Below are 12,410 nucleotides of genomic sequence, written 5' to 3'. Positions count from 1 at the left end.
TCACCCCCGTTCAGAAATTATAGCCTACCCGCAAACCCCAGGTGCGCAATTGGGGCAGGCCTACATACATGGTCTTGTAAGCGCCGAAATTCTCGGCCGGGTTGCTCAGATCCCAATTGGGCTGAACGCTGGTATAGGTCTTGTTATTGAAGGCGTTGGTCACGAAACCCTCGATATTGATCGTCTCCGACCGCAGGCCGAGGCGGAAATTGACGTTCGTCGCGGCCTTCGACTTGGCGTAATTGCCTTCGCTCTCATAGACGCCCGATTTCCAGGTGAACTCGCTGCGGGCATAGCCGCGGAAGCCATCAAGCGCGGCGATATCGTGCGAATATTCGCCACTGGCATCGATCGAATATTTCGAAGTGAAGGGCAGGCGATTGCCCTTCACATCCGCATTACCCGACAGCGTTTGACAGGTGCCGCAGAAACCCCGGTCTATCTCGCTATCGTTGATTGCACCGGCAAGCGTCAGGGTCAGGTCATCGATCGGACGGGCGGTCATATCGACTTCCAGACCCTTTAGCGTCACCTTGCCCAGGTTGGTGAAGACGGAAACGAATAGCGGCGTATCGTTGGGACGCTGCAACAGCAACGTCTGTTCGATAATCTTGTCCTTCCAGATGTCATAATAGACATCGGCTGACAGGGTCAGACGGTTGTTGAACAGGCTGCCCTTCACGCCGACCTCGAAATTGTCGAGGATTTCGGGCTTCACGCCATGGGTGACGCCCTGTGCTTCAAGGTCCGGCACGAATTCGGCGGGCACCGACAGCAGCGGGTCGATGCCCAGACCCGGATTCACGCCGCGAGAATAGGTGGCGTAGATCATCATGTCGCGCGTCGGCTTATATTGCGCGGTGATGCGGGGCAGGAAGTTCTTATAGGTCTTCTCATATCCCACCGCACCGCTTTGTGTGCGGCTGATGATGTTGTCCGACTGGTAACGCCCATCGAAGTTGATCGTGAACTGGTCGGACAAGTCGTAGGACAAGCCGACGAAGCCGCCCCAGGTCTTATTCTCGTTGATCGAGGAGAAGGCAGAAGACACAGAGTTCGGGTCGAAGAAATAGAGCTGGGCGTAGCTTTCATAGCCCTTGGCCCATAGATAGCTGCCGCCGAACATCCAGCGGAACGATCCGTCCTGCGGCGAGGAAACGCGGAATTCCTGGCTGAAATCCTTCTGCTCATGCTGGATCATCAGCGGCCAGTCGGTATATTCCTGCGCCAGCGGGCCGCTTGTATAGACGTTAGGGAAGGGCGAGGCACGACCGTTCAGATTATAGAGCACGGTCCAGCTGGTGCGGTTGACGCCGGTGAGGCTGGACAAAGTCACGCCGCCGGCCGTCTCGTAATCGACGGTGGCGCTAAAGTGATTGCTATCGCGCTTCATGCCGAAATGGTCGATATTCTCGTCCTTCGAAAACATCGGCGAATATTGGTCGAACATCGCCGCAACGCCCGGCGTCACCTCCGTCCGCGCGCTCGGCTGGCCAGCGGTCAGGCCCGGCAACGTGCCGCAGAAATAAGGATTGCCGTTGATGTCGCAGTTGGATTGCGATGGCAGGATCACGCCGGTCGCGCCCGCGCCGTCATCGTCGTTGGCGACCATGCCCAGCAGTTTGACGGTCAGATTGTCGGTCGGCGTGAATTTGAGCGCCAGCGTGCCGCTGCGCGTGCTCTGGTCGCCCAGCGTGTTGCCGGGCTCCGCTGCATTTTTCCACGATCCGTCACGGCTGAAATAACGGCCGCTCGCCCGGAAGGACAGGATGCCGGGGATGATAGGCCCGCCCACCGCGCCGCGCAGGTCGACATAGCTGCGCGATCCGCCCAGGGCGCTGAACGAACCCTTCCACTCGTCGGTCGGCTCGGCCGTCACGAAATTGATTGCGCCAGCAAAGGTCTGGCGACCGAAATAGGCGCTTTGTGGACCTTTGAGGATTTCGGCACTGGCGATATCGAAAATGCCGGTGACGGTGCCGTCGGATACGGCGACGCCATTGATGAAGGTCGAGCTGGTGCGGTTGCCGCGGCTGGGCGCCATGCCGCGAATGATGAGTGCGGTCTGGCTGCGGTCGGATCGCGCCGATCCGGTGATCGAGTTGTTGAGGTTCATGCCCGGCGTGATCGCGGTCAGTTCCTCAACGGTCTGCACGTTGCGAGCAGCGAGCGTTTCAGCCGAATAGGCGCTGAGCGCGACCGGCACGTCCAGCGCGCTTTCCTGGCGCTTGCGGGCCGTGACGATGATTTCGCCAACGCCCGATTCCGCATTTGCAGTCGGTGCGCTGCTCTGGTCCGCCGGTGCGGCCTGCGCGGCTGTGGTAAACCCAGTCAGCAACGGTGCGATCGCCGCTGATGTCAGGAACAATGTCTTGCCGATATTGATCTTCATCGCTTACCCCCAATTGGCGCGACACGTTTTCGTGTGGCGACCAAAATTCTAAAAATACTGTTCCTGTAACCTGCCTGCTTTTACTTATGACGTTCCGATTATTTTATCAGTTGATGTCAAAACTATATTCCCAGAACTTTTCCAACTCGCCTTCGGCATGTTCGCGACCCGACTGATCGGCTGGCGACTGTCGTGCCGACTGGCTCTTCGTTGAACTGTCACAATTGCAGGCTGCTGAGATTGCAGGCACTGGTCGATGGAACAGGCAGAAATGTTCGCGCGGCGAATTTTTGTCGGGCTAAAGATAAAGTGGCGCTTTGTCGTCGCCGCCCGGCATGACCTGGATTCCGCCAGCTTTCATGATCCGTGGGTCGATCGAACAGAGAGTGGAAGGCGGCGTCGTGCGACTCGATCAATCGGTGGGACAGGCCGCGCCGCTGGCTACCCACTGTGCGATCAGGCGGCCAAAGCGGGCCTGCGTGCCGGGCGCGGCCGTGCGCTTGCCACCCGGACGCCAGGCCCAGCCGACAAGGTGATCCTTCGCCATATGGTGTACGATCTGCGCCAGCGACTTGCCGCCGTTACGGCCAGGATCCTTGATCTGGCGACAGATTGCGCCGAGCGAGCGGCCCTGCCAGGCCATTTCGATTGGCGCGAGATGCCAGAGCGGATCGCCCGGCAGGGCGGAGGGCGCAAAATTTTCCGTGCGATGGCAATTGGTGCAACGCATCGCCGATGTGCCCATTCCATCTGCGCCCCGCGTGACGAACGGCATGTGCGGGACCATCGCGTCTGTCTGGGTCGGTCGGTTTCCGGCGGGATGGCAGTTAAGGCACCGCGGGCTTTGGATGACCTTGCCGGCTTCAGTGAATAATGCCACGGCCCGTGCCTGGGGATCGCGGATGGACGAAAAGGCGGCGGCATCACGCAGTGCATCATGGTCGCGAGACTGTTCCTTTACGCCGCCTGTACCAGCCCCCGCAAAAGACAATGTCAGGCAAAGGATCGCGCCCGACAATAGTTTCATGGCGTTCCAGCCATATGGTCGGCGGCTGCGTGAATGGCGGCGCGTATTCGATAATAGGCGGCGCAGCGGCAGATATTACCACTCATCGCCGCGTCTATCATATCGTTATCGGGCTGAGGCACCTCACGCAGCAGGGCGATGGCGGACATCACTTGCCCCGACTGGCAATAACCGCATTGCGGCACATTATGTGCGATCCACGCATCGCGAATGGCGTCTGCTTCGCGACCCGAAACACCTTCGATCGTAGTCACGTCCGCGCCGCCGACCATGCCTACTCCGATCGAACATGACCGGACGGGTTGCCCATCGATATGGACCGTGCAGGCGCCGCATTGGGCGATGCCGCAGCCATATTTGGTGCCGGTCAGTGCCAGATCGTCGCGCAAGACCCACAGGAGCGGGCAGTCCGCGTCGGCCTCGACTTCGCGAAAAGCGTGATTGACGCGAAGCCGGATGGACATGCTACCTCCGCAGCGGAAAAGCATGGTTATGGTCCATCGGCCGTTGGGCGCAAGGCGGCTAGACCTCATTCTTCATGCCACGAACATTCATCCCTGCGACAAATGGCTCTCGATCAACGCACATATCCGTGCGGTGTCGAGATCGAACAGGCCATGCGCGGCGTCCACTTCGATCATATGCCCATGCCTGACCATCGGTGCGGCGCGATGCGTCTCGCGCCACAGATCATCCTTAGGGTTCAGGATCAGCGTAGGCTGTTCCAGTGCCGCAAGGCTCGCGAGGAAATCATGCGCCGCGACTGCCCGGTAGCCATGATAGAAACCCGCGCCGCTACGCAGATTTTCTGTCAGCGAATCCTGTTTCCAGCGTAGCGAGGCACGTGCGTCGGTAAAGCCGTCGATCATTCGCCACATCGCCACCAGATGTGACCCATCGGCGGCCAGTGGCGGCTCTTGCGGCATTTGCGCCAGCCAGGCGTCGCGTTCTTCAGGCGTGAACCCGCCCAGCGAAACCAGTACCATCCTGCGGACCCGATCCGGCGCGAGATTGCCGAGAGCCGCGACCGTCAACGATCCGGTGTGATAGCCGATCGCGTCGAACGCGCCGTAGGGTGCAAGGCCATGATCGCCCAGCCGATCCATCAGCGCCAGCATTTCCTGCGCATAATCCTCGATCGTGACGGGCGCGCCCGGCCCATCGGATGCACCATAGCCGGGCGTATCCGGCGCGATCAGCGTTCGCCCTTGCGCCAATGTCTCGAACAGTGGCTCCCATATCCAGCCGCTCTTGGGCGTCTGATGCAGCATGAGGAGGGGCGGCGCATCGGTGCGACCGGGCGCGATACGGACATGCACCTGCCCCCAGCGGCCTTCCACATAGGTACGGTAAAAACTGGACATGTCTTTTCTCCGGTGGTGGCATGGCGCGAGCCGATCATGCCACGCGTCCGGTGCGAGGCGCCTGTCGTCTCGCACTTCTTCGCCTGTCGGAAAAAGTGGGCGGCGCGATTGTTCATGAACCAAGCAGCACGATGATCCGCCAAGCGCAGCAGAAGGAACCGGCCATGGCAATAATCGAACGTGCATTCATCCGCATCGCAGAGGGGCAGGTGCATCTGCGCCAGACGGTCGGTAGCGATAGCGACGGTCGCCTGCCGCTGGTGCTGCTCCACCCCTCGCCCGGATCGTCGATCGGACTGGTTCCGTTGATGGAAGCGCTGGTCGCGTGCGGTGCCCCTCGTCTGATTGCGCTCGACACGCTGGGCAATGGCGACAGCGCCGCGCCTGTTCCCGACGCACCGGACATCGCCTATTTTGCCGATGCCGCGTTGCGGGCGCTGACGGCGATGGGCGTGGAGCGCTTTCACCTTTATGGCGCGCTCACCGGCGCGCGTATGGCGTGTGAGATGGCGGTGGTGGCACCTGAGCGTATCGACCGGCTGGTCCTGGAGGGGATGGGCGAGTTCAGTCCCGAATGGCAGGCGCTGCTGCTGGATCGCTATGCGCCGGAGATGGCCCCGCATGATTATGGCTACCAACTGCTATGGGCGTTCAACTTCGTGCGCGATCAGGCGCTGCACTTCCCCTATTTCCAACGCGACCCCGACCATCGGCTGATGACCCGGGCCGTCCCCGATGCCGATGAGCTGCATATGCGCGCGGTGGAAGTGCTCAAGGCTCTGCGCACCTATCATAAGAGCTATCGCGCGGCCTTCCCCTATGCCAGCAAGGCGCGGCTGGCGCATGTGACCGCGCCTGCCTATTTCCTTGCTGCGGCGGGCGATGGGAAGGCTATCGCAGACCAACAAATCTATGCCGATTGCGCGCAGGACGGCCGCGTGACGCAAAGCGGCATGACCCCGACGGACAAAGCCGCGACGATCGCCGCCCTAATCGGCTGAGACGCGGGCGGGGTAACGGCCCAGCGTCAGCAGCAGCGCCACCGCGCCCAGCAACAGCCCGATCGACAGGAACAGGGCCGGCACATAGCTGCCGTTCCAGTCGCGGATCGTGCCGTATAGGGCAGGCGCGCTACCCGAACCCAGGCCGAACACGGCATATTGGATGCCGTAGAGTTCGCTGAAATGCTTCTGCCCGAAATAGCGGCCGGTGATATAGGCGATAAGGTCGAACTCTGCGCCCGCAACCAGCCCGATGATGCCGACGGCGGACATAGCGACGGGCAGGCTGAGGCCCGGCATGGTCAGCACGGCCACGCCGATCGCGGCTGGTACGACCAGCAGCACGGCCACGAGCGGCGCCCATAGCCGGTCGAGCATGAAGCCGGACACCAGCCGACCAACCGTCACGCTGATCGCCAGGATCGCCAGCGCGCTGGCGGCGGCGGCGGCGGTCAGGCCGTTTTCCTTCAGCATCGGCATCAGGTTGGGCATCAGTCCGCCGGTCCCCGCGCCAAGACCCATGGCCGCGATGGCGCTGGCCCAGAAACGATAGCGGCGGACGGCGTCGCGCACGGCCATACCTTCGACCGGGGTCGCGGGCGTGCCGTCCGCACTGACCGCAGGGACCACGCGCTCGCGGAGCCAGAGCAGCAGGATGGGCAAGGCAATCAGCAACGGCAGCAGGCCGACGCCGACATAGGCCATCCGCCATCCGAAGCGCGCGATCAGGAAAGAGATGTAGAAAGGATAGAGCGCGCCGGTGATGCCGGTGCTGGCGAGCGCAAGGCCCAGGGCAAGCCCGCGGGCGCGATCGAACCAGCCGGTCACGACTTTGGCGTATGTGACGGGCAGGGTGCCCAGCGCCACGACCGCCATCACCGCCCAGACCGCATAGAAACTCAGGATATTGGAACCGATTGCACCGAAGGCGGACAGGCACAGGCCAAGGCCAACGGTCGATCCGATGGCGACGCGGCGTGCGCCCACGCGATCGACCAGGCGGCCGACCGTGGGGCCAAGCAGTACGAGTCCGATCGTCACGAGAATGATCGCGGCGAGTATCTCGCCGCGCGGCCAGCCATATTCGGCGTTGAGCGCGGTCGCGAATATGCCGGCGGTAAAGGGGGGGATCGGCGAGAGGCCAAAGCCGATGCCGACGCTGCACGCCACCAGAGGCCGCCAGCCACGCTGCAATTCCTGCCAGGCAGTCAGGCCATCACTACCGGATATTGGGGCGTGCAACGAAATCTCCCACATGTAGAAAAGTAAAAAGGGGGCGTCGCTTTTGCGCCGCCCCCTCCTTCAACGATCAATAGGCGTAATTCACGCTAACGCGGAAGGTCTGCGGATCGCCCGGCGCACGCATCGCATAAGCGCCGCCAATGACGTTGCCGTAGACATAATATTCTTCCTTCAGCAGATTCTCCGCCGACAGCTTTACCTTCAACTGCGATCCGTTGGGCTGCCACCCGACGAAGGCGTTGACGACGTGGCGCTTGTCCAGCAGCGTCATCGGCGCATTGGTGCCGCCCAGATAGCGCGGGCTGATATAGCTGACGTCGCTGCCCATTTCGAACGTGCCCATGTCGGACGGGATATTGACGTTGAAGCCGATATCATATTGCCATTTTGCGACGTTGGGGATGAACTTCGCGCCTGCCTTGGCCGGGTCGGAATTCGGGTTGATCGCGGTATATTTGCCATCGCTATAAGCACCCGAAGCGAACAATGTCAGTTCCGGGATCGGACGGATATTGGCTTCGACCTCGATACCCTGCACCCGTGCTTCGCCGGCATTCTGCGTCAGGCTGGACCCGGTGGGCACCGTCATGCTGGTCAGGATGTCGGAGAAGTCATTGCGATAGGCTGCAATGTTCAGATGGCCCTTCTTGTCGAGGAAAGACAGTTTCGCACCGACTTCATAGGCCCAGACGGTTTCGGGATCGAAGCTCGTGTTGAACGCCAGCGGCGCTGCCAGCGCCAGATAATTGAACCCGCCGCCCTGGAAGCCGCGCGATGCGCTGGCGTAGAGGAAGACGTCGTCACTGGCCCGGATGTTCACGCCGACCTTGGGGGTCCAGGCCTTCGCCTTGAGCGTGCCGCCGATCGGCACCAGCACCATGTTGGTCAGCGACGCCTGGGTCACGCCGGACACGACCTTCTTTTCCTTGGTGTAGCGCAGGCCGCCAACGATATCGATCGCGTCGGTGATCTTGAAGGTCGCCTGGCCGTAGGCGGCGTAGCTGTTGGTCGTGGGATAGACCATCTGGGGCAACGTATCATAGGTGTAAAGGACATAGTCCTGTCGCATCTGATAGCCGGATTCGCGGAAATAATAGAGGCCGCCAATATAGCTGAGGCGTCCGTCCATCGCGTCGCCCAGAACCTGGAATTCCTGGCTGAAGGTGCGATATTTGGAGTCCGACGTCAGTTCGTTGAAGCCGATCAGATAGCCATTTTCCGGCGAGTTGCCGGGACGCCCGCCGGTCAGGTCGTTCACGAACTCCTGATGACCGCGCAGATAGGCGGTGATCGACTTCAGCTCGACATTCTCGCCCTTCCAGTTGAGCGTCAGGTCGCCGCCATAGGTGAAATTCTTGCCGAAGCCGCGGGTCGGGCTGAGATAGGAGTAGATGTTCTCGCGCGCATTTTGCAGCGTCACCGGATCGACCGCGACGCCGATCGTGCCGGCATTTTCTGAATGGGAGAAGAAGCCGGTCAGATAGACGCCGAAGGGGCCGTCACCGATATATTTGATCGCCGCGCGGCCGCCATATTCGTCGCGGTCGCCATATTTCTTGTCGTTCAGCGCTTCGGCATTGAAGAAGCCGTCGCGATGGAAATAATTGCCGGTGATCAGCGCCGCCCAATTGTCGGACAGCGGTTGCGACACGGTGCCCTTAACGCGCACCAGATTATCGCTGCCATATTCGGCAAGGAAATCGCCGAAGGCTTTGTCGCTGGGCTTCTTGGTCACATATTTGATCGCGCCGACCAGCGTATTGCGGCCATAGAGCGTGCCCTGCGGTCCGCGGAGCACTTCGACGCGCTCCAGATCGGCAAGGTCGAGATTGGCGCCGGTCAGGCGCGAAAAATAGGTGTCATCGACATAAAGGCCGACCGCGGATTCAAAACCCAGCCAGGTGCCGCCATTCTGCCCCGCGCCGCGCATGAAGATGGTGAGCGTGGTTGGATCTACTGTGCCCGACGCGACGACCAGACTGGGGACCACGCGCATAAGGTCGGCGGTGCGATTGATCTGGAGTTGTTGCAGTGCGTCTTCGCCAAGAGCGCTGACGGAAATCGGCGTGGTCTGGAGTGAGCCTTCACGGCGTTCGGCGGTGACGACGATGTCGCTGCCGATGCCGCTGTCCTGTGGGGTCGCATCCTGCGCGTGAACGACGGCGGGAAGAAAGCAGCTGGTAAGAAGAAGATGCTTGATAATTTTACGCATAACTACCCCTTTCTTGGGTAATATATTACCCTTCCAAGAAAACTTAGATTTTAGATGCTTCCTGCGAACAGCTATTATGTCGTGGAATTCGGGTCTTTTGACCCTGAATTCATATGCCGAGCCGGTTCAAATTCAATGGCTCTATCGGAATGCTTGTAGTTTTCATTTCGGTGAAGAAATCTGCGCTGGATCGTGCGCCGTCGCGGCCAATGCCCGATTCACGGAAGCCGCCGAAGGGGGCCCGCAATTCGCGCATCATGGGCGTGTTGATCCAGATCGTGCCGGCGCGGATACCCCGGCTGCACCGCATCGCATTGGCGACGCTGCCGGTCCAGACGTAGGCGACCAGGCCAAAGGCGCTGTCATTGGCTATGCGGATGGCGTCTTCGATCTCGTCGAATATGACGAAGGTGGCGAAGGGACCGAACACTTCCTCCTGACAGATGCGCGCGGCATTCGTCGGCGCCAGCACGGCGATGGGATCGATATAATAGCCCTTGTCCAGTCCGTCGGGCCGACCGCCGCCGGTGAGCAGTTCCGCCCCGTCGCTTTCGGCGACGTCCAGGAAGGACAGCACCCGGTCGCGGTGTGCGGCAAAGGCGAGCGGACCGATTTCCGTCCGGGTCGACATCGGATCGCCGATGCGGATCGTCTTGGCCCGCGCCACGAAATCGGCGATGAACTTGTCCGCGACGGATCGCTGCACCAATATGCGCGAACCGGCCAGGCACTGCTGGCCGTTGTTGGAATAGATGCCAAGCAACGCACCATCGAGCGCTTGGTCGAGGTCCGCGTCGGCGCAGACGATGGCCGCCGATTTTCCGCCCAGTTCCAGGATTGCGGGTTTCAGGTTCGCGCCGGCTGTCGCCATGATGCGGCGCCCCGTTTCCGACCCGCCGGTGAACCCGATCATGTCAATGCCGTCATGGCGGATCATAGCCTCGCCGGTCACATGGCCGCGGCCATTGACCAGGTTGACCACGCCCTTGGGCAGGCCGGCCTCATGCATCAGTTCGACCATGCGAAAGATGGACAGCGGCGTATGTTCCGACGGCTTCAACAGACAGGTGTTGCCGAAGGCGATGCAGGTGGCGACCCGCATCGATGCGAGTGCGAGCGGGGCGTTCCACGGCGCGATCATCGCACCGACGCCTTTTGGCTCACGTGTGACGTAGGTGACGTAATTTTCGGCCTGCGAATAGCTTTCGCCCGACAGGGTGCTGGAAACCTCCGCGAAGGCGCGGAAATTGCTGGCGGCGCGGCGGGCCAGAAACTTGACGCCGTTGATCGGAAGTCCGGTCGTGGCGACTTCGAGGTCGGCCAGTTCGTCGGCGTGCGCTGTCAGCGTGTCGCAGATGGCATAGAGAATATCGTTGCGCTTGTCGGTGCTCATGCCGGCCCAGGCCGGGAATGCGGCGCGGGCGGATTTAATGGCGGTCGAAACTTCCTGTGCATCGGCTTCTCGCAGATGACACACCAGTTCTTCAGTCGCAGGATTGATCACCGGTATCAGATGACCACCATCATTCGCCACGGGCGAACCATCGATCAGACTTGTGACGATATTATCGACCATTATGCGATCCCGCTTTCCATTTAACAGTATCTATGGATATGAAATATTTTCTTATATTTGAATTATTCAGAAGGTTACCGCTGTGTCCGTATATCTGCGTATGGTTCCATGGATTGTTGTAATTAATACTGATTTGAACGCTTGAATGATTTGCACCGTCTTTGAAAGGTCATGAACCCTGTTCAAAGCCGATGTCATATGGGTGCCGATTCGGCATGGACCTAGACAGTGGATCCTACATTTTTTCCGCCAGGCGACGAAAATCTGGGCGTCATATTTGCCGCGGCGGGCGCTGCGCCTAGCCCCGACCGCATATCCACAATAGCGCGCCGCATTTTCAGCGGTCTAAGGAGGCCGCCTTGAGTCTGCCCACGCCCCTCATGAATCGCAACCGCGCCGAGCAGGTGATGGATGCGGCTGGCGTTGCCGCCCTGGTATTGACCGACCCCACTAACATCTATCATGCTACAGGCTTCTGGCCGCAGACTGTCGCCATGGGTCAGCTGGGCACCGCGCTTGCGGTCGTGCCGGCGGATCGTGGACGCCCGGCGATCCTGATTACGTCGCAATTCGTGCATTATTTCTTCGACATGGATAATGTCGATCCTGACGGACCGCTGCGCATTTTCCTCTATACCGCGCCGGGCAGCGAGCCCGAAGGCGCAGCGGCGCCGCCCACTTTCTTTCGCTCTGCGCCGGGCGGAGCGGCAGACCCGTTCGAGCGGGCGACCCGCGCTTCGACGCTGGACCTGCTGGACGCAACGCCGGCCTATGCAGGGCAGCGTGCGGCGCTGGGGGACGCGCTGGCGGGACTGGCGGCCGGATGCCTGATCGCGAGCGACGGCGCCTTGCCGCACATGCTGCTCGGCGATGATTATGCGTGGCGCCCGGCCGAACCCTTGTTGCGCCGGGTGCGGATGATCAAGTCGCCCCAGGAAATCATGCTGATGCGTCACGCCGCGCATGAAAATGCGCAGGCCGCGCGGACCAGCATCCTTTCCATGCGGGAAGGGGGCAGCTATGAGGAATTGCGTCTGGCCTTCTACGCCGAAACCGGGCGGCGCGGCGGCATCCCGCTATTCCTGTCGGTCGACAATATCGCCTATCGCCAGCGCGACGGCCTGATCCGCGAAGGTCGCGCTTTCCAGGTCGACGCCGTCAGCCATTATGCCGGCTATCATGGCGACTATGGCCGAACCGTTTGCGTGGGGGAGCCGGGGCCAGCCCTCAAGGACGCACTGGCCGCCGCCCAACTGGCCAATGATGCGGTGCGTGCCATCCTGCGTCCGGGCATCCGCTATTCGGACGTCATGGCGGCCGGGCGCGGGGCGATCGCCGCTGCCGGTTTCGACATGGCCACGCCGTCGTCCCCGCACAGCGTCGGCCTGTTCCACACGGACGAGGCTTATGAGGGCGACGCCATGCACTTCGTCAAGGCCGATCATCTGATCGAAAAGGACATGGTCCTGAGCGTCGACTGCCCGATCATGCAGACCGACATGGGCGGCACAGTGCATCTGGAGGATCTCTGGTTGATTACCGAAAATGGCTGCGAACCGCTGAACGACACCGCTTCCCCCCTGATCCAGCTGTGAC

Annotated in this window: 9 protein-coding genes; 2 read left to right on the top strand and 7 right to left on the bottom strand. The window is 61.1% G+C overall.

Annotation, left to right across the window (positions count from 1 at the left end; translation table 11 throughout):
• Positions 1–10 precede the first annotated feature (10 nt).
• The 4 genes from ASE85_RS14100 to ASE85_RS14085 all read right to left on the bottom strand — a co-directional run bounded on the left by ASE85_RS14100 (position 11) and on the right by ASE85_RS14085 (position 4,783).
• The gene (locus ASE85_RS14100) at positions 11–2,392 is read right to left on the bottom strand and encodes a TonB-dependent receptor (RefSeq protein WP_056689518.1); all 2,382 of its coding nucleotides are present in this window, start codon (positions 2,390–2,392) and stop codon (positions 11–13) included.
• A 412-nt stretch (positions 2,393–2,804) separates the two neighbouring features.
• Positions 2,805–3,419 carry a hypothetical protein gene (locus ASE85_RS14095; protein ID WP_056689516.1) on the bottom strand — a complete coding sequence of 205 codons (615 nt, stop codon included), beginning with the start codon at positions 3,417–3,419 and terminating at the stop codon, positions 2,805–2,807.
• Positions 3,416–3,883, bottom strand: a complete 468-nt coding sequence (locus ASE85_RS14090) for a (2Fe-2S)-binding protein (protein WP_056689514.1) — start codon at positions 3,881–3,883, stop codon at positions 3,416–3,418. Before ASE85_RS14090 ends, ASE85_RS14095 begins: the two co-directional genes overlap by 4 nt.
• An 87-nt stretch (positions 3,884–3,970) precedes the next feature.
• Positions 3,971–4,783 (bottom strand): alpha/beta fold hydrolase, encoded by an 813-nt coding sequence (locus ASE85_RS14085; protein ID WP_056689511.1) that lies wholly within the window; start codon positions 4,781–4,783, stop codon positions 3,971–3,973.
• A 164-nt stretch (positions 4,784–4,947) separates the two neighbouring features.
• On the opposite strand from ASE85_RS14085, the gene ASE85_RS14080 reads away from it, so the two are divergent.
• Positions 4,948–5,784, top strand: a complete 837-nt coding sequence (locus ASE85_RS14080) for an alpha/beta hydrolase (RefSeq protein WP_162237460.1) — start codon at positions 4,948–4,950, stop codon at positions 5,782–5,784.
• Here the strand turns inward: ASE85_RS14080 and ASE85_RS14075 are convergent.
• The 3 genes from ASE85_RS14075 to ASE85_RS14065 form a co-directional block, all read right to left on the bottom strand.
• Positions 5,773–7,026 carry an MFS transporter gene (locus ASE85_RS14075; protein ID WP_162237459.1) on the bottom strand — a complete coding sequence of 418 codons (1,254 nt, stop codon included), beginning with the start codon at positions 7,024–7,026 and terminating at the stop codon, positions 5,773–5,775. The two genes, ASE85_RS14080 and ASE85_RS14075, sit on opposite strands and share 12 nt — an antisense overlap.
• A 67-nt stretch (positions 7,027–7,093) precedes the next feature.
• Complete coding sequence (locus ASE85_RS14070; RefSeq protein WP_056689506.1) at positions 7,094–9,238, bottom strand: TonB-dependent receptor; 2,145 nt, start codon at positions 9,236–9,238, stop codon at positions 7,094–7,096.
• A 109-nt stretch (positions 9,239–9,347) separates the two neighbouring features.
• Positions 9,348–10,814, bottom strand: a complete 1,467-nt coding sequence (locus ASE85_RS14065; protein WP_056689503.1) for an aldehyde dehydrogenase — start codon at positions 10,812–10,814, stop codon at positions 9,348–9,350.
• Between the two features lie 359 nt (positions 10,815–11,173).
• Here ASE85_RS14065 and ASE85_RS14060 point away from each other — a divergent pair, with 359 nt between their 5' ends.
• Complete coding sequence (locus tag ASE85_RS14060; protein ID WP_156358354.1) at positions 11,174–12,409, top strand: M24 family metallopeptidase; 1,236 nt, start codon at positions 11,174–11,176, stop codon at positions 12,407–12,409.
• Position 12,410 lies beyond the last annotated feature (1 nt).

Origin of the sequence: Sphingobium sp. Leaf26 (assembly GCF_001421665.1) — a bacterium.
GTDB lineage: Bacteria > Pseudomonadota > Alphaproteobacteria > Sphingomonadales > Sphingomonadaceae > Sphingobium.
This window is presented reverse-complemented; position numbering and strand designations above follow the sequence as displayed.